This window comes from Ruegeria sp. AL7, from assembly GCF_056536105.1.
On sequence record NZ_JBQFJF010000002.1, the window covers coordinates 434,763 to 461,748 of the forward strand.

The 26,986-nt window shown below is 55.0% G+C and carries 29 protein-coding genes and 4 pseudogenes; 22 read left to right on the forward strand and 11 right to left on the reverse strand.

Features of this window, described 5'->3' with window-relative positions; translation table 11 throughout:
* Positions 1–240: 240 nt before the first annotated feature.
* Positions 241–924 carry a DnaA N-terminal domain-containing protein gene (locus ACR3E2_RS19220; RefSeq protein ID WP_480483588.1) on the forward strand — a complete coding sequence of 228 codons (684 nt, stop codon included), beginning with the start codon at positions 241–243 and terminating at the stop codon, positions 922–924.
* Positions 925–1,185: 261 nt separating this feature from the next.
* Positions 1,186–1,654 (forward strand): annotated as a pseudogene (locus ACR3E2_RS19225) (DDE-type integrase/transposase/recombinase).
* Positions 1,655–1,758: 104 nt separating this feature from the next.
* Here ACR3E2_RS19225 and ACR3E2_RS19230 read toward each other — a convergent pair.
* The 4 genes from ACR3E2_RS19230 to ACR3E2_RS19245 all read right to left on the reverse strand — a co-directional run bounded on the left by ACR3E2_RS19230 (position 1,759) and on the right by ACR3E2_RS19245 (position 4,229).
* Positions 1,759–2,382: a class I SAM-dependent methyltransferase gene (locus ACR3E2_RS19230; RefSeq protein ID WP_480483589.1), complete on the reverse strand. Its 624-nt coding sequence runs from the start codon at positions 2,380–2,382 to the stop codon at positions 1,759–1,761.
* 9 nt (positions 2,383–2,391) lie between these two features.
* Positions 2,392–3,138, reverse strand: coding sequence for a CDP-diacylglycerol--serine O-phosphatidyltransferase (pssA, locus tag ACR3E2_RS19235; RefSeq protein ID WP_480483590.1), 747 nt, complete (start codon positions 3,136–3,138; stop codon positions 2,392–2,394).
* A gap of 12 nt (positions 3,139–3,150) precedes the next feature.
* Positions 3,151–3,825 (reverse strand): phosphatidylserine decarboxylase, encoded by a 675-nt coding sequence (locus ACR3E2_RS19240; protein WP_480483591.1) that lies wholly within the window; start codon positions 3,823–3,825, stop codon positions 3,151–3,153.
* Positions 3,826–3,908: 83 nt separating this feature from the next.
* Entirely contained in the window at positions 3,909–4,229 is a 321-nt protein-coding gene (locus ACR3E2_RS19245) for a hypothetical protein (RefSeq protein WP_480483592.1), read from the reverse strand.
* A 72-nt stretch (positions 4,230–4,301) separates the two neighbouring features.
* Between ACR3E2_RS19245 and ACR3E2_RS19250 the strand changes: the two are divergent.
* Both ACR3E2_RS19250 and ACR3E2_RS19255 read left to right on the forward strand, forming a co-directional pair.
* Positions 4,302–4,505, forward strand: a pseudogene (locus ACR3E2_RS19250) (transposase); the annotation flags it as partial.
* Positions 4,506–4,588: 83 nt separating this feature from the next.
* Positions 4,589–5,268: pseudogene (locus ACR3E2_RS19255) on the forward strand (IS6 family transposase); the annotation flags it as partial.
* Between the two features lie 57 nt (positions 5,269–5,325).
* Here the strand turns inward: ACR3E2_RS19255 and ACR3E2_RS19260 are convergent.
* Positions 5,326–6,036, reverse strand: coding sequence for a GntR family transcriptional regulator (locus tag ACR3E2_RS19260; protein WP_480483593.1), 711 nt, complete (start codon positions 6,034–6,036; stop codon positions 5,326–5,328).
* A 228-nt stretch (positions 6,037–6,264) separates the two neighbouring features.
* Here ACR3E2_RS19260 and ACR3E2_RS19265 point away from each other — a divergent pair, with 228 nt between their 5' ends.
* The 6 genes from ACR3E2_RS19265 (at position 6,265) to ACR3E2_RS19290 (ending at position 11,600) form a co-directional block, all read left to right on the forward strand.
* Positions 6,265–7,452: an ABC transporter substrate-binding protein gene (locus ACR3E2_RS19265; RefSeq protein ID WP_480483594.1), complete on the forward strand. Its 1,188-nt coding sequence runs from the start codon at positions 6,265–6,267 to the stop codon at positions 7,450–7,452.
* Between the two features lie 97 nt (positions 7,453–7,549).
* Positions 7,550–8,419, forward strand: a complete 870-nt coding sequence (locus tag ACR3E2_RS19270) for a branched-chain amino acid ABC transporter permease (protein WP_480483595.1) — start codon at positions 7,550–7,552, stop codon at positions 8,417–8,419.
* Between the two features lie 19 nt (positions 8,420–8,438).
* The gene (locus ACR3E2_RS19275; protein ID WP_480483618.1) at positions 8,439–9,410 is read left to right on the forward strand and encodes a branched-chain amino acid ABC transporter permease; all 972 of its coding nucleotides are present in this window, start codon (positions 8,439–8,441) and stop codon (positions 9,408–9,410) included.
* A complete protein-coding gene (locus tag ACR3E2_RS19280) occupies positions 9,407–10,189 on the forward strand; it encodes an ABC transporter ATP-binding protein (protein WP_480483596.1) in 783 nt (260 codons plus the stop codon). Before ACR3E2_RS19275 ends, ACR3E2_RS19280 begins: the two co-directional genes overlap by 4 nt.
* 3 nt (positions 10,190–10,192) lie before the next feature.
* Positions 10,193–10,915, forward strand: a complete 723-nt coding sequence (locus tag ACR3E2_RS19285) for an ABC transporter ATP-binding protein (protein ID WP_480483597.1) — start codon at positions 10,193–10,195, stop codon at positions 10,913–10,915.
* Between the two features lie 7 nt (positions 10,916–10,922).
* Positions 10,923–11,600 carry an aspartate/glutamate racemase family protein gene (locus ACR3E2_RS19290; RefSeq protein ID WP_480483598.1) on the forward strand — a complete coding sequence of 226 codons (678 nt, stop codon included), beginning with the start codon at positions 10,923–10,925 and terminating at the stop codon, positions 11,598–11,600.
* Between the two features lie 364 nt (positions 11,601–11,964).
* Here the strand turns inward: ACR3E2_RS19290 and ACR3E2_RS19295 are convergent, their stop codons facing one another.
* Positions 11,965–12,342 carry a winged helix-turn-helix transcriptional regulator gene (locus ACR3E2_RS19295; protein WP_480483599.1) on the reverse strand — a complete coding sequence of 126 codons (378 nt, stop codon included), beginning with the start codon at positions 12,340–12,342 and terminating at the stop codon, positions 11,965–11,967.
* A 126-nt stretch (positions 12,343–12,468) separates the two neighbouring features.
* On the opposite strand from ACR3E2_RS19295, the gene ACR3E2_RS19300 reads away from it, so the two are divergent.
* The 7 genes and pseudogenes from ACR3E2_RS19300 (at position 12,469) to ACR3E2_RS19330 (ending at position 17,512) form a co-directional block, all read left to right on the forward strand.
* Entirely contained in the window at positions 12,469–13,380 is a 912-nt protein-coding gene (locus ACR3E2_RS19300) for a PLP-dependent cysteine synthase family protein (protein WP_480483600.1), read from the forward strand.
* Between the two features lie 321 nt (positions 13,381–13,701).
* On the forward strand, positions 13,702–14,067 hold the full coding sequence (locus ACR3E2_RS19305) for a MerR family transcriptional regulator (protein WP_480483601.1): 366 nt from the start codon (positions 13,702–13,704) through the stop codon (positions 14,065–14,067).
* Entirely contained in the window at positions 14,064–14,774 is a 711-nt protein-coding gene (locus ACR3E2_RS19310) for a transporter substrate-binding domain-containing protein (protein WP_480483602.1), read from the forward strand. The genes ACR3E2_RS19305 and ACR3E2_RS19310 overlap by 4 nt, the downstream gene beginning before the upstream one ends.
* Positions 14,775–14,971: 197 nt before the next feature.
* Complete coding sequence (locus ACR3E2_RS19315; protein ID WP_480483603.1) at positions 14,972–15,334, forward strand: MerR family transcriptional regulator; 363 nt, start codon at positions 14,972–14,974, stop codon at positions 15,332–15,334.
* Positions 15,331–15,930: a short chain dehydrogenase gene (locus ACR3E2_RS19320; RefSeq protein WP_480483604.1), complete on the forward strand. Its 600-nt coding sequence runs from the start codon at positions 15,331–15,333 to the stop codon at positions 15,928–15,930. The genes ACR3E2_RS19315 and ACR3E2_RS19320 overlap by 4 nt, the downstream gene beginning before the upstream one ends.
* A gap of 270 nt (positions 15,931–16,200) precedes the next feature.
* A pseudogene (locus ACR3E2_RS19325) lies at positions 16,201–16,332 on the forward strand (IS481 family transposase); the annotation flags it as partial.
* Between the two features lie 550 nt (positions 16,333–16,882).
* Positions 16,883–17,512 carry a helix-turn-helix domain-containing protein gene (locus tag ACR3E2_RS19330; protein ID WP_480483605.1) on the forward strand — a complete coding sequence of 210 codons (630 nt, stop codon included), beginning with the start codon at positions 16,883–16,885 and terminating at the stop codon, positions 17,510–17,512.
* On the opposite strand, the gene ACR3E2_RS19335 is transcribed toward ACR3E2_RS19330, so the two are convergent.
* From ACR3E2_RS19335 to ACR3E2_RS19355, 5 genes are read right to left on the reverse strand one after another with little or no spacing between them, the layout of a single operon-like run.
* Entirely contained in the window at positions 17,490–18,008 is a 519-nt protein-coding gene (locus tag ACR3E2_RS19335) for a GNAT family N-acetyltransferase (RefSeq protein WP_480492855.1), read from the reverse strand. The two genes, ACR3E2_RS19330 and ACR3E2_RS19335, sit on opposite strands and share 23 nt — an antisense overlap.
* Positions 18,009–18,015: 7 nt before the next feature.
* On the reverse strand, positions 18,016–19,083 hold the full coding sequence (locus ACR3E2_RS19340) for a heme-dependent oxidative N-demethylase family protein (protein ID WP_480483607.1): 1,068 nt from the start codon (positions 19,081–19,083) through the stop codon (positions 18,016–18,018).
* Between the two features lie 13 nt (positions 19,084–19,096).
* Positions 19,097–20,059: a PDR/VanB family oxidoreductase gene (locus tag ACR3E2_RS19345; protein WP_480483608.1), complete on the reverse strand. Its 963-nt coding sequence runs from the start codon at positions 20,057–20,059 to the stop codon at positions 19,097–19,099.
* Positions 20,056–20,652 carry a dimethylamine monooxygenase subunit DmmA family protein gene (locus ACR3E2_RS19350; RefSeq protein ID WP_480483609.1) on the reverse strand — a complete coding sequence of 199 codons (597 nt, stop codon included), beginning with the start codon at positions 20,650–20,652 and terminating at the stop codon, positions 20,056–20,058. The genes ACR3E2_RS19345 and ACR3E2_RS19350 overlap by 4 nt, the downstream gene beginning before the upstream one ends.
* A 55-nt stretch (positions 20,653–20,707) precedes the next feature.
* A complete protein-coding gene (locus ACR3E2_RS19355) occupies positions 20,708–21,853 on the reverse strand; it encodes an aminomethyl transferase family protein (RefSeq protein WP_480483610.1) in 1,146 nt (381 codons plus the stop codon).
* A gap of 340 nt (positions 21,854–22,193) precedes the next feature.
* Between ACR3E2_RS19355 and ACR3E2_RS19360 the strand changes: the two genes are divergently transcribed.
* The 5 genes from ACR3E2_RS19360 (at position 22,194) to ACR3E2_RS19380 (ending at position 26,905) form a co-directional block, all read left to right on the forward strand.
* Complete coding sequence (locus tag ACR3E2_RS19360; protein ID WP_480483611.1) at positions 22,194–23,567, forward strand: ammonium transporter; 1,374 nt, start codon at positions 22,194–22,196, stop codon at positions 23,565–23,567.
* An 11-nt stretch (positions 23,568–23,578) separates the two neighbouring features.
* Positions 23,579–23,794: a hypothetical protein gene (locus ACR3E2_RS19365; RefSeq protein WP_480483612.1), complete on the forward strand. Its 216-nt coding sequence runs from the start codon at positions 23,579–23,581 to the stop codon at positions 23,792–23,794.
* A gap of 147 nt (positions 23,795–23,941) precedes the next feature.
* Complete coding sequence (locus ACR3E2_RS19370; RefSeq protein ID WP_480483613.1) at positions 23,942–24,871, forward strand: class II glutamine amidotransferase; 930 nt, start codon at positions 23,942–23,944, stop codon at positions 24,869–24,871.
* Between the two features lies 1 nt (position 24,872).
* Positions 24,873–25,556 (forward strand): protein GlxC, encoded by a 684-nt coding sequence (locus ACR3E2_RS19375; protein WP_480483614.1) that lies wholly within the window; start codon positions 24,873–24,875, stop codon positions 25,554–25,556.
* A gap of 20 nt (positions 25,557–25,576) precedes the next feature.
* A complete protein-coding gene (locus tag ACR3E2_RS19380; RefSeq protein WP_480483619.1) occupies positions 25,577–26,905 on the forward strand; it encodes an FMN-binding glutamate synthase family protein in 1,329 nt (442 codons plus the stop codon).
* Positions 26,906–26,986 lie beyond the last annotated feature (81 nt).

Genomic DNA, 26,986 nt, shown 5'->3' on the forward strand with positions numbered 1-26,986 from the left:
TAGGGGGACACAAAGACCCAATAAGGGGACACACAGAATGACCCCCATCACCAATATTTCACCAAATTTCTTTTCGTTTTTTGAGTTTGATCTGCGCAAGATCACGCGATGTTCCAGTCTTGGCTTGACAGAATCGAAGCTTTGGACGCTAATTAGGCCAAGATGACGAAAAGCGTTGGCAAACGGCGCGAGATTGGCGGGACACACCCGCCAGAGGCAGACTGAGCGGTGAGAACGGATATGCAGCTTGCGAAACCGGTCGGGCGAAATGCGCCGGCTTTGAAATATGATATACTATCTGCTCTGACCGTTCATGCGCTGTCAGGCGACAAGCACCGACAACGAAGTATTTTGCGTATCATTGCGTTGATTACGACCCGGTATAACTGGCGCAACAACGAATTATCCATTGGGCGGGAAGAAATTTCGCGCCTGTGGGCAGTGAACGAAAGAACCGTAAAGCGCGAAATGTCCAGATTTCGCACATTAGGTTGGGTAACGGTAAAACGGCCCTCAGCGCGGGGTCGTGTAGCCGTGTACGAGATCGATCTGAAACAAATCCTGATTGACACCGAAGAGGTGTGGTCTGTTATCGGATCGGACTTTCAAGCCCGGATGACTGACGTGCCGGAACCCGAAACGAATGTCGTACCCTTTGCAACCAAACCCAGTGCCCCTGACAGCCCAGCTGGGGATGTGTGGTCGCAGGTACAGGCGATTCTACACGGTCGCGATCCGGAACTGTGGGCAAGCTGGTTTCAACATCTGTCCGAAGCTGAAAGGGCAGGGGGGCGTGTTGTCCTTATCGCACCGTCACGATTCATGGCCGATTATATTTCGCAGAAGTGGTCGGCGCGACTTCTGGCCGCCTACAGCCGTATTGATCCCAGCATCAGGACGGTTCGCGTGGACGCAGCTGAGTAACTGTCTTCGGCCTTGTTGCCCAATTGTCGAACGTACGTGATCTCATGTTCGGTCCCATCGAGTAGTTTCCGAACAGTCTTCAAGAAGATCAGCAAAGGTCAATTCACGCCCATATTCCGTCTTTTTCAGCAGTTCAGCCAACTGGCTGGACAATCGTCCCTCCAGCTTCATGTATGCAGATCTCAGAGAAGTTTGCGAAAGAACCTAACTCGACGGTATTGCCAAGTTGTTCACGTTGAATGATCCAGCTATGTCGCGCCAATGAACATCCCAACGATCATGCCACTCCTGAAAAGTTTTCGCTTTTCTCGTGAGATCATTGCCTACGCGGTCTGGGCTTACCATCGCTTTGGGTTGAGCACAGCTGACGTTGAGGATCTGTTGGCTGCTCGGGCCGGTTTCCAAGTTTGGCGAACCCAGGGTCGTCATCACCGACAAATTGCGCAGCTATATCAAGCCGATCAAAATACTTGCACCAGAGGTTGACCATCATGCCCACAAAGGTCTGAATAACGCCATCGAAGTGTCGCACCGACCAACCCGCAAACGAGAAAAGATCATGGGCCGGTTCAAGTCTGACCTAAAGGCTCAGAGATTTCTGTCTGCGCATGACAAAATCAACCTGGTCTTCCGCCCCAGCCGCTATCAACTCACCGCAAACTCTTACCGCCACGCTCGTTCCGACGCGTTCAACCTCTGGGACGAGTACACTGCGGAAATGACCGCTTGATCCTGTCTTCGCCAATACCTCACATGCTCAGGTCATCAACTTGGCAATACCTGTCATTCTGCTCGGCTTCCTGTTTTAGTAGGCGCTAACTTTTCATTAGACCACTATGCAACCACTGACTTTCTCAAAACCAGAAAGGTCATCATCCCAATCGGTGGTAGGGCTCTTTGCTCTTCGACAGTTAGCGCTTGCTCTTGTAATACCGTGTCGATTTCGAAGTCAGAGTGCCAACCGATTGTGTTAGCAATTGGCGCAAACGCGCGTTCCAAGGTTGCCAGCAGACCTCGCTCTCGTTTGAAATGGTTCGTAATCACCACACTGCCGCCGGGTTTACAGACCCTCACAATTTCCGCCATTACCTTTTCCGGTTCTGGAACGACGGACAGCACATGCATCGCTGCAACCGTATCGAAATGGTTGTCTGGGAAATCAAGCGCGCGGGCATCCATTTGCCTTAGCTCCGCAACGTGGCTCAGGGATAAATCTCTTACCTTGCCGCGTGCTTTTTGCAGCATGTCCTCGCTGAAGTCGATTCCGGTCACCTGAGTCCTGGGTCCGTAATGTTCCAGTGACAGCCCGGTGCCCACGCCAACCTCCAGAACCTTGCCAGAACGTCTGTTGATATAGTCAACCGCATGCTGCCGCCCGACATTGGTGACGGCCCCAAACGTCTTGTCATAGACGGGTGCCCAGCGAGCGTAAGAGGTTTGAACGGCTTTGATGTCCATATCGTATCCTTAACGGTTAGAACGTGCTTCCCTGTCAATCCACGCCCAGGCGACCATTCCCACATATCCGACACAAAGCGCGATCAGCGTGGCCCAGGCAAAGGTCAGCAGCGCGGCGCCAACAACAGCGACACCGATGAGAAAAAACTTCGCGTTCTCGCGTGAAATCCGCGTGGTTTTAAAAGACCAGGTCGGTATGCGACTGATAAGCAAAAGACCAATGATCACGATGAAGAGGCAAATCAATATACTGGGCAGCGCGGGCGCATCCGCGAAAGCGAAGGACAGATACATTGGCAACATGACCAGCAGCGCCCCTGCAGGGGCTGGAACCCCCTCGAAATAAGCGCTGTTATGTTCGCAGGTCTCGGACTTGCTGCCCACATTGAACCGAGCAAGGCGCATAACGCAGCACACCGCAAAAAACAGCACGGCGAGCCATGCAGCACTGGGTACATCCTGCAAAGCCCAGAAATAGAGAACAAGCGGCGGGGCAACGCCGAAGTTCAAGAAATCCGCGAGCGAATCCAGTTCTGCCCCGATTTTGCTGTCACTGCTGAGCAAGCGCGCAATGCGCCCATCCAACCCATCCAGCACACAAGCGGCTATAATCAACTGCACCGCAAGCTCGTAGTTTCCCTGAACGCCAAATCTGATTGCCGACAGGCCCGCGCAAATGGCTGTTATTGTCAGTGCATTGGGCAGCAAATGAATCAGCGCAAACCCGGTCTCTTCCTGTTCGGATGGTTCTGTCACTGATCCAGCCACCTACTTTTCATTGGGTGTGTGCAAACTGGCAAGGATGGTTTCGCCGGCAATCATCGTTTGCCCGACACGCACCTGCGGCTCCACGCCATCTGGAAGATAAACATCCAGCCGGGATCCGAAACGGATCAATCCAAATCGCTCTCCGGTTTGAAGCGCGTTGCCAGATTTCACAAAGCAGACGATCCGTCTGGCCACTAGGCCGGCAATCTGGACCACGGCCAGGTCCTGACCATTCCTCATTCGAATACGCAGGCTGTTGCGCTCGTTATCGGCACTGGCCTTATCTAGGGATGCGTTGAAAAACTTGCCGGGGCGGTAGGCAACGGCGGTGATCTCACCTTCAATGGGCGCGCGGTTCACATGGCAATTAAAGACGCTCATGAATACACTGACACGAGTGAGGGGCGTGTTTGGCATCCCAAGCTCACTCGGCGGCACTGCCGCTTCGATTAGCGATACCACCCCATCCGCCGGGCTGACAATCAGGCCTTCCCCTGTCGGTGATACGCGTTCGGGGTCGCGAAAAAAATAGTAGCACCAGATCGTAAGGCCGACGCCAATCCAGCCCAGAATGTCGGACAGGAGAAACAGACCGACCGTGATGGCGGCAAAGATCGCGACAAACCGAATGCCTTCAGGGTGCATCGGTTTGATGAACGTATCGCGCATGCGCATCGCAAGCTTTCCCTAGGTCAATTGATGGCACTTTCATAAGTGGATTGCTGGGGAACGCAAGTGTAGCGGGTGCAGACGATTCATTATTTCAGATATCTGATCCAAAGGGCTTGATCGTCTGAATCTCCGCGCACTTCGGTAACTTCAGCTGGGTTGAGGCCAAATTCCGCAACCAAGTCTTCGACCTGACCCGATTGGAAGCTATCGAGGCTTCGTACAAGTCCGCCTTCTTCAAATGCGATCAATTCGTGAGATCTGCCGGACCACCGGACGATCCCGCCACAGAGCGTTCTAAGTTCCATATCGACCAGTTCTGCCACCGGGTCGGCAAAGAAATCGCTCCATTTGAGAAATCCTGTACGGTTCTGAAGGTGTAGAGGCCCCCGCTGGCCTCGGTGTGCCATTGTGGGTTTGCAAACAACCTGAATGGAGGCCTGCGCCAGTGCTTAGAAAGGCTGATCAGCATGTTGAACCAACTGGAGGGTCAGATCAAAGAACTGGATGCCGAGATTGCCCGCCGCGCGCGGTCAAATGAAACGGCACGCCGCCTTATGACGGTGCCTGGAATTGGTCCGCTCATCGCAACTGCGCTGGTGGCCCTCGCCCCGCCGCCGGAAACGTTCCCGCGAGGGCGCGACTTCGCCGCCTGGCTCGGGCTGGTTCCAAGACGGCATTCAACGGATCTGTTGCAAACATTTGGCTGTTGACGAGGTCAGATGCTGCGGGTGAATGACTTTCGGTATAATCAGTCGAAAGTTGGTTCATGATTTCTTTCAAAGGCGCGCAATATCCGAAGGACGTGATCCTGTTCGCGGTGTTTTTTTATGTCCGATTCGGTGTGTCATACCGGGATCTGGAAGAAATCATGGCCGAGCGCGTTGTTTTAGTGGACCACGCCACGCTAAACCGATGGGTAACACGGTATTCTGGTGCGATCGCTGAGGCAGCACGTCGCCGCAAAGGACCTTGTGATCGTTCGTGGAGAATGGACGAAACTTACATCAAGGTGAAAGGCGCGTGGGTTTACCTCTATCGAGCTGTCGACAAGCACGGCAAGACCCTTGATTTTATGCTGTCTGAGCGGAGGAACCCTCCAGCGGCAGCCAGGTTCTTTGCCAAAGCGCTGTCTTCAAATGGAGTCGCGAGCAAGATCGTCATCGACAAAAGCGGAAACAACGCAGCGGGCATTCGAGAGGTGAACAAAATCTTTAATCGGTTTGGTTGCCTCGACAAAATTCAAACAGTCAGGTCAAGTATTTGAATAACCTGATCGAGCAGGATCACCGGTTTATCAAGCGTCGCGTGCGGCACATGTGCGGGTTCAAATCGTTCGGGTCCGCATCGGCTAGTCTGGACGGCATCGAGGTCGCAAACATGATCCGAAAGCAGCTGTTCCCCAACGCTACGACGTCGGGATTTCAGCTATTTGCAGAGATCGCAGGAAAGGTGTGTCCGGTTATTCGCTACTCTGGCCATTCCAAAAGTTTGCAACAGATCCAATTACATGCGCCCGGTGAGTATCTTGGCCAGATCGGGTTCAACCTTTTGGGTTTTTTCCAGATCCAGGCTGTTTTTAACGTGAAAAAGGTGGTGTTGGATGCTGTCTACCGCAGCTTGCGGGTCACCACTCGCGATCGCATTGATGATCGACGCGTGCTCATCATCGGGGCAAGATGAGTCCTTGTTGGTTCCGAACAGCGCCACGATCAGAGAAGACCGGGTCACCAGTTCCCTGACGACGCGAGTGAGTACTGCGTTGTTGTGGCATTTAGCTAACTCGACATGAAATTCACCAGAGAGCCTGATAATTTCTGTTTGGTCGTTCCTTGCCCTAGCCTCATCTTCTTTTTTGATATGAAGCCGCAACGCTTTGACCCCCGCGTTGCTAATTTCTCGCGTCAAATCCCGAACGATACCGGTTTCGATCATCAAGCGGGCCTCAAACACGTCTCGGGCTTCTTCGGGGCTTGGGCAAGCAATGAAGGCACCGCGGTTGGAATGAAGTTCAACAATGCCTTGGCTGCTCAATAACAACAATGCGCGGCGGACGCGCATTCGACCAACGCCAAAGGTCTCACATAAGGTTTGTTCGCTCAATTTGGTTCGTGGCGCCAGCTTTTGTTCCATTACCGCGGAATAAATTCGATCAACGATCAATTGCTCATCCGGATCAGATTGGACGGTGTCGAGTATTTGTTGTGCGTCTGTCATCTGGTTTCAATTCGACTGGAATTCTTGTGCGTTTTCTTAGACGCACGGCTTCTGACTGACAATATATTGAGTATTTGTTCACAATATCAACACTGTCATTCATTAAAAAATGTTGACATAGATTGTTAACAATGTTGAGCTTGGCAGCATCACCGGGATTCGACCTGTGACTCAATGACCTTTGCAAGCGCCCGAAAGAGGCGCCCAAACCTCAATAGGGAGGAAAAAATGAAACGCAGAAATCTGATGAAATCATCGGCGGCCCTGGCGCTGGCCATATCCGTTCTGGGCTCCACCGCCTGGGCGGAAAACCCGGTTCTCAAGATTGGCTTTGTTGGTGTGACTTCAGGTCCGGCAGCGGCCTGGGGCATCTCGAACCAGCGCTCGATGGAAGCACGCGCTGACTGGATCAATGAATCCGGCGGCTACAAGATCGGTGATACCACTTACGATATCGAAATCGTCTCGTTCGATGACCAGAAAGACCCCAAGCGCGCAATCGCGGGCATGGAGAAGATGGCACAGGAAGGCATCCACTATGTGGTTGGTCCGAATGTGGATGACGGCGCTGCCGCCGTGCGCCCTGTGGCCGAGGCTCAAGGGATCATGTATTTCCCATATGCCTTCCCGAAAGAGCTTTATACCGCTCCGGCGTCCAATGCGGTTTTGGGCATGGTTGCGAACTATCAATCCGGCCCGGCGATTTACGAATACCTGCGCGACGAAAAAGGCGTAAAGAGCGTGGCCTTTGTTGCTGCCAACGAGTCTGATCCGCTGAGCCAGCGGGATGGAGGGATCGCAGCGGCCAATGCGTTGGGTCTTGAAGTTGTGTCTGACAACGTGACGTATCAGGTGGACACGACAGATTTTACCCCGGTTCTGACGCCTGTAATGCGCACGCAGCCTGATTTGCTGGTTCTGTCCGGCGTCTCGCCGGCCAATGCACCTCAGTTGATCCGGTCTGCGCGCGAACTGGGGTATCAGGGCATCATCTCGACCGAAACCGCGCAGGATGCGACGGTTCTGCGCGAAGGTGCGGGCGATCTGGCCAACGGGTTCATCTCGGTCGGCGGTGCATCGACGCCTGAAATCGCATCGGACGACATGAAGGAATTCGTCAAGCGTTACACTGATATGTTCGGCGAATATAACGATGAATCGAATACCAAGGTCTATGCGCTGGAGTATATTCTGGCGACCTTGAACGCCAACCCGGCGGGCATTGACGACGTCAAGGCGTTCCAGACCACGATGGACACGTTCGAAGCACCGAACCCTTTCATGAAGGGCGACGCCGTGATGCGGTACGTCGGAACAACCTCCTTCGGACAAAAGCGTCAGATTGCGGTCCCGCTGGTAGTGAATGTTTACCAGGACGGAGAGTTTGAAACACTCTTTGTCGCTGAAGTCGACTGAGGCAGAACTCCCCAAGACAAGGCGAAAGCCTAACGAGCCACTCAAACTCCCGGGCTGATGATCGGCCCGGGAAACCCGAACCTAACGCGGGACTATCATGGAACAGATACTAGCAAACGGCATCTATCTGGGCGCGCAATATGCGATGATCGCCTTGGGTCTGACGCTGATCTTTGCCCTGATGAACGTACTGAATTTTGCTCACGGACAGATGTACGTTCTCGGCGGCTTTGTGACCTACACCTTCTACGGACAACTTGGCTGGCCTTTCATCCTTGCGCTGCTGGCGTCCTGTATCACTCTGGCCGTGCTCGGCGCGCTGATAGAACGGTTTCTGTTCGCCCCAGTCATACGACGGTCATCGCGCGAAGAAAGCACAATGCTGCTGGCGGCGGGACTGGCGTTTCTGTTTGACGCGGTCATCCTGCTGGTCTTTGGAGAAAAACAGCGCGGTGTGCCCAAGATCGTCAACGGGGTTTTCAACTGGGATTTCAAGTTGATCATGCCATATGACCGTATTTTGATCTGCGTGCTGGCTATTCTGTCGATCGTCACTTTCATCCTGTTTATGCAGTATTCCAAAACCGGCCGCGCCCTGCGTGCGCTGGCGCAGGACAGAACCGCTGCCCAACTGATGGGAGTCAATGTTGCTCGCTACTCCATGATTGGATTTGCATTGGGCGCAATGCTGGCTGGTCTGGTCGGCGGTCTGCTCGTGACTATTACCGGCGTCAATCTGGGTATGGGCGGACCGACCTCAATCAAGGCTTTCATGATGGTCATGATCGGCGGCGCAGGTGTGATTTCCGGCGCAATCGCAGGCGGTATCATCCTTGGCTTCATGGAAGCCATCGGTTTAGCGGTGCTCTCGCAATATGGCGATATCACCTATCTGCTGATCTTCGTCTCGCTGATGATTTTCCTGGCCATCCGCCCGCAGGGCCTGATGGGCAAACCGTGGGGATAACGCAGTGCCAAAATTTTCAATGATCCAATGGGCCGGTGTGGCGGTCTTCCTGCTGGCCATCTTCATCGCGGTTCCCAGCTTTGTCGCCGCCTCCGGACGGTCTGACCTGTACTACACGCTGACCTCGGTAGCGCTGCTGTCGATCGCCAGTGCCGGTGTCTGGCTGACCTTCTATATCGGCCGCATTAACATAGGGCAGGGCGCCTTTGCCCTGATCGGAGCTTATGTCTCGGCCATTCTGGTGACCAAGGCTGGCATTTCGTTCTGGCTGTCCCTGCCGCTTGCGGGCCTCTTTGCAGCCGGTGTGGCGGTTCTGATCGGTCTGCCGATCCTGCGGCTGCGGGGCGTGTATTTTGCAATGATCTCGCTGGTGCTGACACAGGTCGTCACCCTGACTGCGCTTGCCTTGCCTGTCACGAATGGTGCCAAGGGCATCACCTCGATCCCGCTTCCGGGCGGGGTGTCGATCCTGGGTATCCCTCTGATACCCGATTTCGGAACACTGGAGAACCCAAGACTGGCCTTCTACTACACCGCCTGTGTTCTGATGGTCCTGACCTTTGCCGCCATGTACCGGCTGGTGAATTCGCGCCTTGGCCACCTTTGCCGCTCGATGCAGCAGAATGAGGAACTGGCCAGCTCCATAGGTGTGAACATCTCGTATATCCGGGTCATCGTCTTTGCCATCTCGTCCTTTCTGGGCGGCATTGGCGGTGCGATGTTCGGATCGATCGCGCAATCGGTTTATCCGTCCAGCTTTCAGGTCGCCGACAGTGTGAACTTCATGCTGAATTGCTTCCTCGGTGGTCTGGGATATGTGTTTGGCCCGATGTTGGGCACGCTGGTCCTGTATTTTGGCTGGGACCTGTTGTTCGAGTTGGGTCGTTTCCAGCTGCTGGCCTATTCCAGCTTGCTGATCATCCTGATGCTGTTCCTGCCCAACGGGCTGCTCAGCCTGCGTCTGCCTGGCAAGAAAGGAGAGGACAAATGAGCCATCTTCTGGAAGTCCGCCATGTCACCAAGAAATTCGGTGGCCTGACCGCGAACAGCAACATCTCGTTCAACGTCAATGAAAACGAGATCCTGTCGGTGATCGGACCGAACGGTGCGGGCAAAAGCACGCTGTTCAAGATGATCTCATCCTTCCTGCCGACCACGACCGGAGAGGTGCTGTTCAAGGGCGAGAGAATTTCAAACCTGAAACCACACGCAGTGGCCCGCAGGGGCGTTGTCCGTACGTTTCAGGAAACGACGATCTTCAAATCCATGACAGTGCGCGAAAGCATCATTGTCGCTCAGCACTTACGGGCCCGTGCTTCGTTGGCCGGGTATTTCTGGGGCACAAAAACGGCGCATGAAGATGTCGACAGCTTCGGGCAATATGCCGACGATCTGATCGAATTCCTCGGCATGACCGAGATTGCAAACGAACAGGCCTCAAACCTGCCACAGGGCAACCTGCGGGCGTTGGGGATCGCGATTGGTCTGGCAACCGATCCCAAGGTGTTGCTGCTGGATGAACCCTTCGCCGGGATGAACCATGACGAGACCATGAAAATGGTCAATCTGGTGCGCAAGGTGCGAGATGACCGGGGGGTGACCGTTCTACTGGTAGAACATGACATGCCTGCGGTGATGAATATCTCGGACCGGATCGTCGTGCTGAATTTCGGTGAGATGATCGCCGAGGGCACACCGGTAGAAATCCAGAACAACGAAAAAGTTATCGAAGCCTATCTGGGCAGCGCCGACGACGAGATTGGGATCTGAGCCATGACCAAGATGTTAGATTTCAAGGATGTCGAGCTTTACTACGATCACGTCTATGCCCTTAAAGGGGTATCGATTGATCTTGAGCAAGGCGAAACGGTTGCTTTGATCGGTGCCAATGGGGCAGGCAAAAGCTCGATCCTGCGGGCGATCACTGGGCTGGCGAAGATCAAATCCGGTTCGGTCGCGTTCGAGGGCGAACAGATTGCCGGAACCAACCCGGCCGAGATCGTCTCGAAAGGCATCGCTATGGTGCCCGAAGGGCGGCGCGTCTTCCCGTACATGTCGGTAAAAGACAATCTTCTCATGGGGGCGTTTACCCGCTCGGACAAAGCGGATGTTCAGCGCACTCTGGATTCGGTTCTGGAACGGTTTCCGCGCCTGAAAGAGCGCTACAGCCAGTCGGCAGGAACCTTGTCGGGTGGCGAGCAGCAGATGATGGTGATCGGGCGCGCTCTGATGGCAAAGCCACGCCTTCTGTTGCTGGATGAGCCGTCGTTGGGAATTGCGCCCAAACTGGTGCAAGACATTGCGCGGTCTATTGTAGCTATCAACCGGGACGAAGGTGTGTCTGTGCTGCTGGTGGAACAGAACTCGCGCATGGCGCTTTCGATTTCGCACCGCGCCTATGCGTTGACCACTGGGAATGTGGTGATCGCGGGCAATTCCAAAGAGCTGTTGACCGATCCCCGGATCAAAGCCGCCTATCTGGGCGGAGAAATGTGAGGACGTTGTGAAACTTCTAGTCGTCAATCCCAACACCACCAGTTCCATGACGCGAAAGATAGAAGAGGCAGCGCGGGCGGCTGCGCATCCTGAAACCATGATTATTGCTGCCACTTCGCAAGACGGTCCCGCCAGCATACAGGGCTATCTGGATGTCTCTACTTGTGTTCCGGGCTTGTTGGATGTGGTCAAGCAGCATCCGGATGTGGATGGCATCGTAGTGGCCTGTTTCGATGACACAGGTGTCGACGCTGTACGTTGCATCACCTCGGCTCCGGTCGTTGGTGTTGGTGAGGCCGCCTATCACGCGGCCTCCATGATCAGTCCAAAATTCAGCGTCATTACTACGCTGTCCCGATCTCTGGCTGGGTTGGAAACAAATTTGTTGAAATATGGCCTGGATCGCAGATGCGCCCGGGTTCGGGCATCGGACGTGCCGGTTCTGAAGCTTGAGGAAAACGATCCGGCGACAATAGATAAGATACGGGCTGAAATTCGCGCCGCCATTGACGAGGACAAAGCTGAAGCCATCGTTCTGGGTTGTGCCGGAATGACAGACTTGATGTCACAATTATCCGAGGAGTTTGGTTTACCAGTTGTTGATGGTGTTGCCTGTGCCGTCACCTTTGCCGAAGCCTTGGTCAAATCCAGATTGACGACGTCGAAACTGTGTTCTTATGCCTAGCCGGGGTCTTCGACTGGCTCTCTACGGCTAACTATTCCACCACTTTTGGGCAAAATTAGAGTTTTTCAACACTATCGGCCGGGCCTCATCATCAGCTAACGCAATCTGCCGCTTTCCAGCTGACCGTTTTCGTCGATGAAGTCCGCCATCACGGTGCTCCAAGCCTCCTGTCCACAACATCGTCTAAGTGTTCCAGGAGGACCGTCAGCAGATAGTTGTTGCCGAAACGCCATTCGCTGGTCAGATCGCGAAGCCGTTGGTATTCTGCTTCGGACATGCCGAGGATGTGTCGCAAACTCTGGGATCTAGTTGACGCGCATGCTCCCAGGTCTGCTACGAACCCAGGACGAACGTGTCTGGAAACTCAGACCGATGTTCCAGCCACTGTCTTGCCAAGCGTTGGGTCGAACAGTCCTCCCCCTAAGTGCAAGTGCCCCCAGTTCATGATCCCCAACAAGGTTGGCTCTAACGCTCGCCCCCGGTCGGTAAGCATGTAACGATAGCGCACAGGCCTGACCTGATAGGCCTCCCGCTCCACAAGCCCCCACTCCATCAACCGCTTTAGTCGTTGAGACAGAAGGTTTGGGGGCAGGTGTTCCTCACTGTTCTGCAATTCCTGGAATGTATGTTTTCCGTGCCACAACAGGTCTCGCACCACCAGCAGGGTCCATTTGTCACCAAGGATCTCAAGGCTGCGCGCAATCGAGCATCGGGAACGAAACTCATGCTCTGTTTGGGTCATTCCGTCCTCATGTTAGCTGTCAATTTGTTGAACTTAGTGCAGTTACTTAAAAAATGGAAGTTTGACTCGGATTGTGACTTAATTTATGGAAGCCGCTGGTGATGACAGTCCGCGAAAGGCTCCAAAATGACCACCATCGGCAATACCCCACTCATCAAACTGTCCCATCTGACAGGACCCGATCACGCCGACATCTATGTGAAGTGGGAAGGGGCCAACCCAACGGGCAGTATGAAAGACCGCATGGCCTTGTCGATGATCGAAGGGGCCGAACGGCGCGGAGAGTTGAAGCCCGGTGGGCGCGTTGTCGAGTACACTGGTGGCAGCACCGGAAGCTCGCTGGCGATGGTCTGTGCCACTCGCGGGTATAAGGCCCACTTTGTGTCTTCAAACGGGTTCTCCGAGGAAAAGCTACAAACGATGAGAGCGTTCGGCGCGGAAGTGGAAATTGTCCACGCTGAGGGCGGCGTGCTGACTGCGGATGTACTCGACCGGATGATCGTGCGCGCAAAAGAACTGGCCGGTGAACCAGGCACGTTTTGGCCGGATCAGGTGAACAACATAGATAACAAGCTGGGGTATCACGATATGGCTCAGGAAATTCTGAGCCAAGTAAACACTCCCGTACATGCCTTCGTCATGGCTGCGGGCGGTGGCGGTTGCATTTCGGGCAATGCTGAGGTCTTGAAGACGCACAATCCCAACACCGAAATTGTCGCCGTGGAGCCCAACTACGTGCGCAACCTCTCAGGAGGTGACACCAGTGGTACGCACAAGCTCGAGGGGATAGGCTTATCCTTCGTGCCGAAGATCCTGCGCAGGGACCTCATTGATGATGTTATTCCAGTGAAGGATGAAGACGCCTATTGGGGGGCCCGGGCGCTCGCTGGCCAGGAAGGTTTGCTTGGCGGTGTGACGTCAGGTGCAAACATCTGGGCGGCCCTGAAAAAGGCCAAGGAACTTGGACCGGGCAAAACCGTAGTGACCGTGATCATCGACACCGGTCTGCGATACTTGAACGGAGACTTGCATCGGTAGTGGATCTCAAACACGAATTGTCGATGCCAGCTTTGTTCGCGCTGCTGACCTTGCGGTGATCTTACCTTTCGTGCCTGCAGCGAATGTCTGAATTTCGGGCAGCGACCGTAGAGTATAGGGTTGCGCTGAGAGATTGGTTTGGGCCGTCCTCGATGGCTCCACAGATCTCTCTTAATTCAGATGCTGCTCCGCCTTCGATGACCGCCCAGAGCCCAGTTTGACAGATACCGCACTCTGCACGAATGCCAGCTTTTCAAAAGTCGCTATTGACTTAGAGTGGCTCTAACTCGCTACCCAGAGATCAGAGGAACATTTGCGAAGATGAGAATTGCTGAAGCGGCGGAAGCCTGTGGGCTATCCGCACATACTATAAGGTTCTACGAGAAGTCGGGAATGCTGCCAGAGATCGAGCGTGGCACCGATGGACATCGTCGGTTTACGCCTCGTTTGGTCGAGTGGCTGACTCTGCTCTATTGGCTGCGCGAAACCGGCATGCCACTCAAGCAAATGCGTCGGTTTACGACTCTTGCCAAAGCGGGCGATGCAGGTATCGAAGAACGGCGACAAATCCTGTTGGGCCACGCGTCAACGCTAAAAGCCAAACGCGCTACTCTCGAAAAATGCGAAAGTATCCTCGCCATCAAGATCGCCAGCTATGGCCCGGACACCAAAGAGGATGACCCATGAAGTTTGCCTACCTGATCGAACCGCCGTTCAACTACATCGATGCAACAGGCCTCGTCACCGGCTGTGACGTTGAGCTCGCGCGGTATGTAATGGCGCAACTTGGCATTGCCGGTTTTGAAATGGTAGAAACGGAATTTGCTGAACTCTTGCCCGGGGTCGGGGATGGCCGATGGCGCATGACGACCGGTCTTTTTGGAACGGAAGAACGCAGGAAGAGCGCATTGTTCAGCCGCCCGATCTGGGCGCAACCCGACGGGCTCCTGGTGGCTGGGGGCAATCAGATGGGTTTGAGCGGATATCGATCGGTTGCCGACAATTCTGATATCCGTTTGGCGGTTATCCGGGACCAGTTTCAGCATCGCTCGGCGATTGAATTTGGCGTCAGCGCAGAGCGCATCATGATTTTCGAAACATATGTCGAGGCCGCACAAGCTGTTTGTGAAGGCACCGCCGATGCCTATGCCAGCGTGGGCCGAGCGCATGGTGGATTTATCGAGCAGAACCCGGAATGGGATCTGGAGCTGATCCTTGTGCCAAACTCAGAAAAACCTCCTGCGTTCGGGTCATTCGCGTTTGGTTTGAACGACACAAACCTGCGGAACGAAGTCGACGCAGTTCTTTCGCAATTCCTTGGGACCGATGCCCATCGGAACATGGTCGCTTCTTTTGGATTCTCGGCTGCCGAAGTTGATATGGTGGCTGCCTGATACGTCGAAAGCTGACCTTGGCCGCGGCGCGCCAAGTCCTGTCTGTCCGCATCGATACTGCCCAAGCGCTTTGCAGCGAGCCAGAGTGGCCGAAGCTGCGCGATGCGAGAATGGCGGCTTTTGAGAGTTTCTGCAGAAGTTGCTTGACCTGAAGTAGCTTCAGGTAGGTAGGGACTTGGGCGAGAGGATCAGATCGCATGATGATTTCAGAAGTTGCAGAACGCACCGGACTCAGCGCTTCAACAATTCGTTTCTATGAGAAATCGGGGTTGTGTCCATTCGTCCAACGCGGCGCGGATGGCAAGCGCAAATTCTCGAAGGCAGATGCCGATTGGTTAGAGTTACTGGCGTCCCTTCGTTCGACAGGTATGCCGTTGGCAGAAATGCGGGCTTTTGCGGAGCTTTACGCATCCGGCGACGGCAAAGTCCCTGAGCGCAAAGCTGCCCTTTTGGCACATAGCCGCCGCCTGGAAGATCGACAGGCCGATCTGGACCGATGCCGCGTGATCCTAAATCGAAAACTGAAACGCTATGATGAGATATTGAAGGATCAGGCATGAGAATTATCGTAGTCGGAGCAGGTGGTGATATTGGACAAGCTGCCTGCAAGGAGCTTCGGCAAAGGCATGAAATCGTCACAGTGGGACGTTCAAGTGGGGACCATCGGGTCGATTCAAGTGACTTAAACGCGGTGAAATCACTGTATGAAAGCCTCGGCAATTTCGATGCTGTGGTGTCCTGTGCAGGCGACGCGACCTTTGCCCCGTTGCCGCAGATGACCCAAGTGACCTTCATGGTGGGTCTTCAGCAAAAGGTTATGGCGCAAGTGAACCTTGTCCTGGCTGGGCTGGACGTCATTTCGGATGCAGGTTCCTTCACTCTGACAAGCGGTGTTCTTGATCGCGATCCGATCAGAATGGGTTCAAATGCGGCAACCGCTAACGGAGCATTGGCAGGCTTCGTAAAGAGCGCTGCAATCGAGATGCCGCGCGGGTTGAGAGTCAATGTTGTCAGTCCGGGCATGTTGGACGTGTCCGCGCCACGTTACGGCGCATGGTTTCACGGCCACAAACCGGTTTCATCCCATCATGTTGGATTGGCATATGCGAAATGTGTCGAGGGTGCTCTCACAGGGCAGGTGGTGATCGTTGACTAGAAACCCGTCGTGCGACCGGACGTTGGTGCAACCGCAGCGAAATAGGACTCTCGTCCGCGACTCGTAAATTGGGTGTCCGAAAATTGCTGCGCAGTCGATGAATGGCCGGTCTCCGCGCTGCACCGCGGCACCGAAATTTCCGTCCCTGCGGCATACAGGTGCTGTGAGCGCGCGCAACACGAAATCGCTCAGAGTGTCATTTCGCCCCGTCCCGCAATGGCGTCATTGTTTTCTTAGCGTTGGATTCCACACTCTTCCGCAATTGACCCCTACAACTTTGCCCTCAGACTGAAGACGCTCAGCGGTCTCGCACCATATGAATACATCTGCAAAATCTGGACATCAAAACCAGATCGATCCATCCTAAATCCAATCCACCAGATGCCGAAACTGAACACCTAACCCCGGCCGATGTCTACTTCGGACGCGGGCAGACCATACTAAGACAACGAGGAAGGACCAAACAAAAGACAATCGAAACCCGGCGCTTGCTCCACCTCGAATCCGCCGCATAATCAAAACAACCAGGTGAGCCTGATCCTCTCTTAGTTCAGGCGGCCAACTGTCCCAAATTCCCTGACGACAGGCAGCATGTCGCACTTTACGCAACTGGCGACATTTGAAGACGGTCGCTACGAAATGCGATTCTGTGGCGCAGTACTGAAATCGACCCAAGTAAATCGCTGGGTCGATTTAGCCGAGATTTCAGATTGATGCAGTGAAACCTGGCAGTCCAGCGTTTTGGCAAAACACCTGCGTGCAGCGGAACGGTTCCTGCGATTGAACAGTGTGCTCATATTCTCTGTCAGCATGATTATTTTACTATCAGGAAAGCTTGGTGCTATTGTGGTCCGAATTGGATGGGCTATTGCACCGCGCCTGGTTGCAGAACCGGTTTGGACAAGTGTAGCAAGACGTTGAAAGAGTGAAATTGAAAAAAAAAGACAAAGACATGGCGATAAATCTGAGTCAGGACCCGCATTCGGTTCGTTCGGGTGACAGGGAAAAAGTTCTCGAAGTCGCCATTGGTCGCGAGGTTCGAGCGTTTCGTAAACAGCAGAACATCACGGTTGCAGACCTGGCTCAGCTAACTGGGTTGTCAATCGGCATGTTGTCGAAGATCGAAAACGGCAACACGTCACCTTCTCTGACAACCCTGCAATTGCTGGCGGATGCGCTCTCGGTTCCTCTGACTAGCTTTTTCCGCCAGTTTGAAGAACGCCGCGAAGCGGTTCATACGAAAGCTGGCGAAGGGGTCGAACTGGAGCGCGAGGGAACTCGCGCCAACCATCAGTACAACCTGCTTGGGCATATCGGCGCCAATGGATCAGGTGTAATCGTGGAACCTTACCTGATCACACTGACTGCTGAATCCGATGTGTTCCCAACGTTCCAACATGGCGGAATTGAGACGATTTACATGCTTGAAGGCGAGGTAGACTATCGCCACGGGGACCAGATTTATCCCCTGAAGCCCGGCGATACCCTGTTCTTTGACGCCGACGCACCCCACGGCCCGGAACGGTTGGTCAATCTGCCGGCACGCTATCTTTCAGTGATCAGCTATCCGCAGACAAACTGATCGGCTTGCGCAGCAGGAAATCTGTGGGTCTGTCATACCCCTCATGGCTGCCCGTGCTGACAATCGTGAACCCAAGCCTGGAAAATATGCGATGGTTTTCAGTGAGCTCCACGCGCGTTTGCAGTTCCAGCGCGGGCAGGCCAAGCTGCGCTGCGCGGATTGCAGCATGATCCACCAAGGACCGGCAAATACCCTGTCCTCGCAATCCGTCCTTCACTGCCAGCTTTCCAAGGTACAAGCTGTCGGGCTTGGGCGTTAGAAACATGCAGGCGAAAAGCGGTCGGCCGATGGCCCAGATTTCTCCGCCACTTTGACAATGCGCAAGCATTCCGTCCACGTTCAGACGATGGATGGACGACGGAGGGTCGATCCGAGCATCCATGTACCGAAAGGACTCGCGCAGCAGCGCCAGAGCGTCATACAGAGCGAAGTCATCGCTCGGGATGAGCCACGGTGTTCTGTCTGGATCAGTCATAACAGCCAAGACACCTGACATTGCCGGTTTACTTTGACAAGGGGGGTTCCGTTTCCAGATCCGGCCAGATCCCGGGCGAGGTGGGCAACCCGTCGTCGAACTGGCTGAGATAGTCCAGCATCAGCGGCCGGTTGTCGATGAACCCTTTGTAGGTTGCCAGTTCCACTGGCAGATCACGAACAACACGATGCAGGCGACGACCCCATTTCGGTACAGTCATCAGATCCTGAAAACTACACAGATAACAGCGGATTGGGAATAACAGCGCGTTTGAACGCGGTAGTCGGAAGAATGTCTGCAACTCGACCCGAAGATGTTGTTTTTGGCCAATATTCTCCGGTGTCAGTGTGGTTTTCTGAATACCCCATTTATGGTAGTTCTCCGGGCTGGTATCCAAAAGCGGGTTGACCGTCATGGTCCAGTTCAGGCGGCGTGCGGGTGCGCCCTGCTGAATACTCAGCAAGAATTTCAGCGCACGCTGAAAGATACCCATCTCGTGGGCCAGTGGTACCGGGGCGTGCCATTCGAAAAAGTTCATGCCAATGTCGAAATCCAGGCTCCAGTCGGCCTGGGTGGTCACCATTCCGGCATCCATCCACAGCATGTCGTCACGTTGATCAAGCACCGCATAGTCACCCTGGGCCTGACGGGTGATATATTCCATCGGCCCGCAGGGCAGGGTGGTTTCATCCATGAAGGTAAAGCTGTGATCAATCCCCAATGGTTTGTTGATCCAGCGCCACTGGTTGCCGTTGCGGTGCAGTTCAAACAGATCCGGGTAATCCTCGGACTTGCAAACCATAATCAGTTCCAGAATGTCCCAACCCGCCAATGTCATGTGTGGCAAAGACTGGCAACGCAGCGGGTCCTGATCCAGAACGATGGCGCGGTCTTTCATTTCCGAAACGTAATGTTCGTCCACATCGAACCGCTTTTCATAGACTGACCCTTCGGGCCCGCCGCGATGCTGTTCCATGTTGACCGAATACATGTAGCTGTCTTCGTGGAACGGAAACGGAAAGCGATTTATCGCCCAGTCCGAGTTATGAAACGTATAATCGTCGCGGAAGGACTCGTCGTTGAATTGAATGGTCATGTTGGGCCTCCTCTCAGCGGTCCAGCACGAGGGACTTGCCCTCGAAACGCGATACACAGGGCATGATTTTCTTGCCCGCTGCCTTTTCCTCATCGGTCAGCCAGTGGTCGCGGTGAACGAAATTGCCATCATGATCCAGCACAACTGTTTCGCATTGGCCACAGGCCCCGCCGCGGCACAGATACGGAGCATCCACCCCTTCACGTTCGATCGCCTCCAGCAGGCTTTCATTCTCGCCCACATGAATAACTTTGTCCGATGTGGCCAACCGCACTTCGAACGGTTTGCCGGGTCGCGGGGCCAGAAACTCTTCGTAATGGACGCAATCCTCGGGCCAGCCTTCGGCAGCCGCGGTGTTGCGCACCCAATCAATCATGCCCTTGGGACCGCAGACATATACATGTGTACCCAAGGGTTGCCCGCTCAGCAGGTTTTTCAGATCAATCTGCTGGTTTTGGTCGTCGTAATACAGATGGGTTTCATTCGGATGACTGTCTGTCAGTTGCTCGGCATAAGACGCCAATGCCGTGTTTCGACAAGCGTAATGCAGTTCCCAGTGCCCGTGCAGCAGTTCGAGTTGCTTGATCTGCGCCAGAAAGGGCGTGATGCCAATGCCACCGGCCAGAAACAGGTGCTTGCGGGCGCGCAAGTCAAGCGAGAACAGGTTGACCGGATAACTGATGGTCATTTCATCACCCAGCTTGACCTGACGGTGCATGAACAACGAACCGCCCCTGCCTTCATCGTCACGCCGGACCGAGATCGTATAGGATGACTGATCAAACGGGTCGGACATCAGGGAATAAGGATTAAGCCGTGTGATGCCGCCATCCTTCATTTCGACAACGGTATGCGCCCCGCCGGAAAATGTTGGCAACTGACCGCCGTCGATGCGTTCGAACCGGAACCGCGTCACCAGTTCATTCAGCGGGGTGATTTCGGTCACTTTGACCTGAATTTTCTCGGCACCGCTCATTCGTAAATCCCTTTCGGCTCGGGCACGTTGCCATGATCTTCGGCGTCGACGCGGACACCCTGATAGGCGGCAAGCCGGCGGGAGTAGTGATCGCGCACGAACAGATTCAGCCCGCAATGCGAGCAGACAAATGGATCAACCTCGACATCTTCGGTGATGCCTTTGCAGTGCACACATTGCATCCGGCGTGCAACTGAACCGCGATGCTCGGTCTGTATTGCCGTGTGTGGCAGGCCGACTGCTGTCACCTCGTTCATGGCCTGGCCCATCATGCCCTCAGTACCGCTCAGATAGACCTGCAGTCCCATATGCGCGTCCTCCAGTACGCGGCGGATGCGTTGCAGCGCGGCCGCATAGGAAGGTCCTTCGTAGAACTGCGCGGGGTTCAGCGCCTGCAACCTTTCCGAGTAGTCCGTCCCTTTGGGGATATAGATCAGGTGCGTTTTGGCCATCAGATCAGGCGTCGCGATGTCGAGAACGGCTTCGGCGCCTTCGGCTTCGGCGATCATGAGATGATGGTCGCCCTGCCGAGCCTCCAGCGTGCCCCAGATCGGTCGGCTTGTGATTGACTTGGGAAATTCGAACTTTGACATTGTACCCTCAAATAGGAAAAGGGCGCCACGGTATGCCCGTCGCGCCCCCTGAAACTCAGCCCTTTGCGGTTCTGATCGATTTATCCTGATCGTAGAACGGCATCTCCTCCGCAGTCGCCGCTATTTCCGTTCCATCTCCGTTGCGCACCGTCAGCTTGGTTCCGGGCGATGCGCAGGCAACCGGCATCCGCGCGATACCCACGTTATGCCCGTTGATTTCGGAATACATGCCAAAGGTGACAACACCGACCTTTTCACCGTTCTGCAGCAGGTCCGCGCCCTCATTCGCCGGTGTCGTGCCTTCCAGCTTGACGCCATAGATCTTGAACCGTTCCTTGCCCTTCGAGGCATAATGGTTCTCGGCGCCGATAAAGCCGGTCTTGCCGGGCGAGACAGTGAAATCCAGACCCAGTTCCCACAGCGTATCGCCACACGTCTCACCATCGAACGGATAGGTTTCCGAATTATCGCCCGGATAGAACAGCAGGTAACTTTCGGTGCGCAGCAGATCGAGTGTCGAGAACTGGACCGGTACGATGCCCATGTCCTTGCCGTCAGCCAGAATGCTGTCCCACAGATGCACAGCATGTTTGGCCTGACAGAAAATCTCGTACCCACGCTCACCGGTATACCCGGTCCGCGAAACCATCACCGGGCACCCATAAAGCTTGGTCTGCATGATACCGAAATAAGCCAGGTCACGAATGCCGGGGATATGCTTTGCCAGGAAGTCAACGGCGACTGGCCCTTGCAGCGACATATCATGCATGTCGTCGTCAAAAATGACCGAGCAGTTCTTGCCTGCCGCCACCGATGTCAGCTGCTCCATGCCTGTTCCGGTGCCATGCACCACCAACCACGTGTTCACCGACAGACGATAGATGATGCAGTCATCAACAAACTTGCCTTCAGCATTCAGGATCGAGGCATAGGTCGATCGGCCCGGCATGATCTTTTCCACATTCCGCGTGGTGACGCGATCAATAACATAGGCGGCATCCTCGCCAACCACATGAACCTTTTTCAGGCCGGATACATCCATAAGACCAGCTTTGGTGCGGATGGCTTCGTAGTCCGCCTTGGCACGGTCAGGGCTGTGGTCATAGAACCAAGCGGTCCCCATTCCGTTCCAGTCCTCAAGCTCGCCGCCGATCTCGGCATGGCGCTGCGCAAGGGCCGACGTCCTCCAAAGAATGGCCATGGTTCAGGTCTCCCGTTGATCGTTTTTGTTGGCCACATTGAGGCCGATGTTGGATTGAAAATCAACACCTGAGTGCAGAAAATTTTCCTGCTGGGAATATTAGCCTGCAATTTTTGCACCCTGGAAACATTCCTGAGAAAGGAATTTGTCAGTTGTTTGTCAAATGTTTAGGTCCGTTTATGGTGTGCCAAAGCGTAGGTCGCGGACAAGCCTAAAAGGTGTTTGCCCCACATATCTATTGACAGGTCGCAAATGAAAATGTCCTCTGAGTGGATAAATATTCCCAGCAGGAAATTCTGCGCGGGCGGACCTCCTGCTGCAACAACAGGGAGACTACGAAGTGGATGGTAATCTAAACGCACTCACAACGGTCTTTACCGAGTTTTATTACTGGGTAACGGTCGTCTTCATGTTCCTCATCCATGTGGGCTTTTGCATGTACGAGGTCGGCGCCAGCCGAGCGCGTAACCACATGCACACATTGATGAAAAACATCATGATCATCCCGCTGGTGACGGTCACGTTCTTCTTCTTCGGATGGTGGATCTATTGGGCCTTTCCGAACTTTCCGTTCTGGGGCGGTCTGGATGCAGAAGCGGGTGCCGCGAATCTGCCTTGGGCCGACACAATGGCCACCAACCTTGGCGACAGAATCACAGGGGTCTTCTGGGCCGCATTCCTGCTGTTTTCGTGGACCGCGGCCTCGATCGTTTCCGGCTCGGTGATCGAGCGGATCAGATCTTCGGCCCTTTGGGTACATGCGGTGCTGATCGGGTCGGTCTTTTGGATCATCGATGCCGCATGGGGTTGGCACTATGCCGGCTGGATGGTGCGTGTTCTGGGGTATCATGATGCCTATGCATCCGGCGTTATTCACGCGATCGCCGGGGGGTATGCGCTTGGTGTGATCATGGTTCTGGGTCCACGCCTTGGCAAGTTTGCTAAGGACGGAACTCCTCGGGATATTCCACCTCACAATCCGTGGATGCTGACGATCGGGATTTTCCTGATCTACACCGGTTTCTGGGGTTTCTACGCTGCCTGCAACGTTCCGGTGATCTCTCCCGAGGCGATTGACGGGCAGATCACTGGTGTGACCTGGACCGCAACAAACATCTATCTGGCTCCGACGACTCTCTCGGCGATCACCTTCAATTTCCTGATGTCTCTGTCTGGTGGATTGATGGCGGCGTATGTGGTTTCAAAAGGCGATGCCTTCTGGACGTTCTCTGGCGGGCTGGCCGGTGTTATCACCGCATCCGCAGGGAATGACCTGTACCACCCGATCCAGGCGATGATCATCGGCGCGATCGGTGTCGTGATTGTCTACAAGCTGCACTACTGGGTCGAACGCCGGTTCAAGCTGGATGATGCTGTCGGGGCGGTTGCAGTGCACGGGTACTCAGGTGTCATTGGCCTCATCATTGCTGGGTTTGTCCTGTGGGGTGTCCCGTCTTCGCCTTACGAAGGATATGCGACGATCAATCCGGTCGGACAGGTCACCGGTGCAGTCATAATGTTCTTTGTGCTGGGTTTCATGCCCGGTTGGATCGTGGCCAAGTTGCAAGCTGCTGCCGGTGTTCTTCGCATACCGGAAGAGGTTGAGCTTCAGGGCCTCGATTACGCCGAACACCATGCCTACGAAGATGCCAAAGCAGCGATCATCGCGGCTGACAAAGAAGAGCTGGCCGCCCGCGGCGCAGCCGCGAAATAGAGGAGAACGTTATGTCTACAATCGGATATACAAGTTGGGCCGTTGATCTTGCCGAAGTCGGCCCGGTCTATCCCTTCCAGGGGTACGAAATTCTGATGGTCATCATCGGCGTCGTCTTCTGGATCGGCTGGCACCGTATCCAATTTGTCCGCGAGGGCGAGCATCTTGAAAAAGCCCGCCACGCAGGAGACGAAGACAGAGTAAAAGCACAGCTGGATCGTTATTGATCCGGTTTTGAGAACCGGCAATGGGCGCAAGATCAATGGATGCGTCCATTGCCTGACAGGAAAAAAACTTTCCTACCGTTATTGATATCCTGCAGAATAATTGGTACCGTCGAATCATAACGAAACACACAAGGAGATCTGCCAGCCATGTGCGGAATTGTTGGATTATTCCTCAAAGATCAGTCCCTTGCTCCTCAACTGGGCAATATGCTGACAGACATGCTGATCACGATGACAGATCGTGGCCCCGACAGTGCCGGTATTGCGATTTATGGCGCAGAATCGGGGGGTAAAACCAAGATTACGGTTCAGTCCCCCAACCCCGAAACCGATTTTGTCGACCTTGCGGACGAGTTGGGCAAAAGCCTGGGTACGTCTGTTGGTCAAAGAAACAACGACACACATGCCGTTTTGGAAATTCCTGCCGGTCAGTTCGAAGCTGCACGGTCCGCTCTGGCTGAGATCCGCCCGTCGGTCCGGGTGATGAGCCGTGGTGACAGCCTTGAAATCTACAAGGAAGTCGGCCTGCCGAAGGATGTTGCCGAGCGTTTTAACCTCAGCGGAATGAGCGGCACGCATGGCATCGGACACACCCGCATGGCGACGGAATCTGCGGTGACCACAATGGGTGCCCACCCGTTCAATACAGGGTCCGACCAATGTCTGGTCCATAACGGGTCGCTGTCCAACCATAACTCGTTGCGCCGCAAACTGCGCCGCGCGGGTGTAACGATCCAGACAGAGAACGACACCGAAGTTGGCGCAGCCTACCTGACCTGGAAGATGATGAATGGTGCCACCTTGGGCGAGGCTCTGGAATCCAGCATCGATGATCTGGACGGTTTCTTCACTTTTGTCGTGGGAACCAAGGACGGCTTTGGCGTCGTGCGTGATCCGATCGCGTGTAAACCAGCCGTGATGGCTGAAACCGATCAGTATGTGGCTTTTGGCAGCGAGTATCGCGCCCTAGTGAACCTGCCCGGCATCGAAGATGCACGAGTTTGGGAACCTGAACCGTCCACCGTTTATTTCTGGTCGCACAACGACAGCCCCACAACCCACGAAAAGGCCGCCTGATATGCAGACCTATGATCTAGAGGCAGACGGGCTGCGCGGATTGAACTCTTGCTTGCAGGCACAAAATTCCGAGACCAACCAGACCCGTTGGGAAATTGTAAATCCCAAGGGCAGCCATGCGATTGCCGTTGGGCTGGACGCGCCGATCGAGGTGACGGTCAAGGGATCGACCGGGTATTACTGCGCGGGGATGAACCAGCAGGCAACTATCAAGGTCGAAGGGTCCGTCGGGCCGGGTGTTGCAGAGAACATGATGTCCGGTCAGGTCATCGTCGATGGTGACGCCAGCCAATATGCCGGCGCGACCGGCCATGGCGGATTGCTGGTGATCAAGGGCAATGCAAGCTCGCGCTGCGGCATTTCGATGAAAGGCATCGACATCGTCGTGCACGGCAATATCGGCCACATGTCCGCCTTCATGGCGCAAGCCGGAAACCTGGTGGTCTGCGGAAACGCAGGCGATGCGCTGGGGGATTCACTCTACGAGGCGCGGCTGTTCGTGCGCGGCTCGGTCAAAAGTCTTGGTGCCGATTGTATCGAGAAGGAAATGCGTCCCGAACATCTGGAGATACTGAAAGACCTGCTGGACCGGGCGGGCTGTGATGCCAAACCGGAAGAGTTCAAACGCTACGGCTCGGCTCGGCAGCTGTACAATTTCGACATCGACAACGCCGCCGCATACTGAGGAAGAAGGGTATGAAAGATATGGACGATCAGATCCCCCGCACCCTGCCGATCCAGTCGGCGACGTTCTCCAACCCCATCAATGCCGAGATCCGACGCGCTGCTGCGACCGGCATCTATGATATTCGCGGTGGCGGAGCCAAGCGCAGGGTCCCTCATTTCGACGATCTGCTGTTTTTGGGCGCATCCATCTCGCGCTATCCGCTGGAAGGATATCGCGAACGCTGCGATACCTCGGTAACGCTAGGCACACGTTTTGCGAAAAATCCGATCAAGTTGGACATTCCGATCACCATCGCGGGTATGAGTTTCGGCGCGTTGTCTGGTCCTGCCAAAGAGGCTTTGGGCCGTGGCGCATCTGCTGCGGGCACGTCGACCACAACCGGTGATGGCGGCATGACCCCGGAAGAACGGGGTCATTCATCCAAGCTGGTCTACCAGTATCTGCCCTCGCGCTACGGCATGAACCCGAATGATTTGCGTAAGGCGGATGCGATTGAAGTCGTGGTCGGGCAAGGCGCTAAACCCGGCGGTGGCGGGATGCTTCTGGGTCAGAAGATCAGCGACCGTGTGGCCGAAATGCGGACCCTGCCCAAAGGCATCGACCAGCGTTCGGCCTGTCGCCATCCGGACTGGACCGGGCCGGACGATCTGGAGATCAAGATCCTTGAGTTGCGCGAAATCACCGGTTGGCAGGTGCCGATCTATGTCAAGGTCGGCGCGACGCGCCCCTATTATGATACTGCACTGGCGGTAAAGGCCGGGGCTGATGTCGTGGTCATGGACGGGATGCAGGGTGGCACAGCTGCCACGCAGGATGTGTTCATCGAACATGTTGGCTTGCCCACACTGGCCTGTATCCGCCCCGCCGTGCAGGCGTTGCAGGATCTAGGTGTGCATCGTGAAGTTCAGTTGGTCATTTCGGGTGGCATACGAACAGGTGCAGATGTGGCCAAAGCATTGGCGCTTGGGGCCGATGCGGTCGCCATTGGCACCGCCGCTCTGGTGGCCCTTGGCGACAACGATCCCAAATGGGAATCCGAGTATCAGAAACTGGGCACGACCACAGGGGCCTATGATGACTGGCACGAAGGGCGCGACCCCGCTGGCATCACAACGCAGGACCCAGAGCTTGCCGCGCGCTTGAACCCCGTCGAAGCGGGTCGCAGGCTGCGCAACTACCTGAAGGTCATGACGTTAGAGGCGCAGACCATTGCGCGCGCCTGCGGTCACAACCACCTGCACAACCTCGAGCCGGAGGACCTGTGTGCCCTGACCATGGAGGCCGCCGCGATGGCGCGGGTGCCCTTAGCGGGAACCAGTTGGTACCCGGGCAAGGAAGGGTTCTGAACATATGCGACGCGGCCTCCTGAATGGGGGCCGCGTTCTTGCTTTGAAAACCGAAAATTCAACAGGGAAAGGAAAGCAATC

What these genes read in the sequence shown, in the direction of transcription:
- ACR3E2_RS19220 (WP_480483588.1), top strand. Translation starts at nt 241, where the DNA reads ATGCAGCTTGCGAAACCGGTCGGGCGAAATGCGCCGGCTTTGAAATAT.
- ACR3E2_RS19230 (WP_480483589.1), bottom strand. Translation starts at nt 2,382, where the DNA reads ATGGACATCAAAGCCGTTCAAACCTCTTACGCTCGCTGGGCACCCGTC.
- ACR3E2_RS19240 (WP_480483591.1), bottom strand. Translation starts at nt 3,825, where the DNA reads ATGCGCATGCGCGATACGTTCATCAAACCGATGCACCCTGAAGGCATT.
- ACR3E2_RS19245 (WP_480483592.1), bottom strand. Translation starts at nt 4,229, where the DNA reads ATGGCACACCGAGGCCAGCGGGGGCCTCTACACCTTCAGAACCGTACA.
- ACR3E2_RS19260 (WP_480483593.1), bottom strand. Translation starts at nt 6,036, where the DNA reads ATGACAGACGCACAACAAATACTCGACACCGTCCAATCTGATCCGGAT.
- ACR3E2_RS19265 (WP_480483594.1), top strand. Translation starts at nt 6,265, where the DNA reads ATGAAACGCAGAAATCTGATGAAATCATCGGCGGCCCTGGCGCTGGCC.
- ACR3E2_RS19270 (WP_480483595.1), top strand. Translation starts at nt 7,550, where the DNA reads ATGGAACAGATACTAGCAAACGGCATCTATCTGGGCGCGCAATATGCG.
- ACR3E2_RS19275 (WP_480483618.1), top strand. Translation starts at nt 8,439, where the DNA reads ATGATCCAATGGGCCGGTGTGGCGGTCTTCCTGCTGGCCATCTTCATC.
- ACR3E2_RS19280 (WP_480483596.1), top strand. Translation starts at nt 9,407, where the DNA reads ATGAGCCATCTTCTGGAAGTCCGCCATGTCACCAAGAAATTCGGTGGC.
- ACR3E2_RS19285 (WP_480483597.1), top strand. Translation starts at nt 10,193, where the DNA reads ATGACCAAGATGTTAGATTTCAAGGATGTCGAGCTTTACTACGATCAC.
- ACR3E2_RS19295 (WP_480483599.1), bottom strand. Translation starts at nt 12,342, where the DNA reads ATGACCCAAACAGAGCATGAGTTTCGTTCCCGATGCTCGATTGCGCGC.
- ACR3E2_RS19300 (WP_480483600.1), top strand. Translation starts at nt 12,469, where the DNA reads ATGACCACCATCGGCAATACCCCACTCATCAAACTGTCCCATCTGACA.
- ACR3E2_RS19305 (WP_480483601.1), top strand. Translation starts at nt 13,702, where the DNA reads ATGAGAATTGCTGAAGCGGCGGAAGCCTGTGGGCTATCCGCACATACT.
- ACR3E2_RS19310 (WP_480483602.1), top strand. Translation starts at nt 14,064, where the DNA reads ATGAAGTTTGCCTACCTGATCGAACCGCCGTTCAACTACATCGATGCA.
- ACR3E2_RS19315 (WP_480483603.1), top strand. Translation starts at nt 14,972, where the DNA reads ATGATGATTTCAGAAGTTGCAGAACGCACCGGACTCAGCGCTTCAACA.
- ACR3E2_RS19320 (WP_480483604.1), top strand. Translation starts at nt 15,331, where the DNA reads ATGAGAATTATCGTAGTCGGAGCAGGTGGTGATATTGGACAAGCTGCC.
- ACR3E2_RS19330 (WP_480483605.1), top strand. Translation starts at nt 16,883, where the DNA reads ATGGCGATAAATCTGAGTCAGGACCCGCATTCGGTTCGTTCGGGTGAC.
- ACR3E2_RS19335 (WP_480492855.1), bottom strand. Translation starts at nt 18,008, where the DNA reads ATGTCAGGTGTCTTGGCTGTTATGACTGATCCAGACAGAACACCGTGG.
- ACR3E2_RS19340 (WP_480483607.1), bottom strand. Translation starts at nt 19,083, where the DNA reads ATGACCATTCAATTCAACGACGAGTCCTTCCGCGACGATTATACGTTT.
- ACR3E2_RS19345 (WP_480483608.1), bottom strand. Translation starts at nt 20,059, where the DNA reads ATGAGCGGTGCCGAGAAAATTCAGGTCAAAGTGACCGAAATCACCCCG.
- ACR3E2_RS19350 (WP_480483609.1), bottom strand. Translation starts at nt 20,652, where the DNA reads ATGTCAAAGTTCGAATTTCCCAAGTCAATCACAAGCCGACCGATCTGG.
- ACR3E2_RS19355 (WP_480483610.1), bottom strand. Translation starts at nt 21,853, where the DNA reads ATGGCCATTCTTTGGAGGACGTCGGCCCTTGCGCAGCGCCATGCCGAG.
- ACR3E2_RS19365 (WP_480483612.1), top strand. Translation starts at nt 23,579, where the DNA reads ATGTCTACAATCGGATATACAAGTTGGGCCGTTGATCTTGCCGAAGTC.
- ACR3E2_RS19370 (WP_480483613.1), top strand. Translation starts at nt 23,942, where the DNA reads ATGTGCGGAATTGTTGGATTATTCCTCAAAGATCAGTCCCTTGCTCCT.
- ACR3E2_RS19375 (WP_480483614.1), top strand. Translation starts at nt 24,873, where the DNA reads ATGCAGACCTATGATCTAGAGGCAGACGGGCTGCGCGGATTGAACTCT.
- ACR3E2_RS19380 (WP_480483619.1), top strand. Translation starts at nt 25,577, where the DNA reads ATGGACGATCAGATCCCCCGCACCCTGCCGATCCAGTCGGCGACGTTC.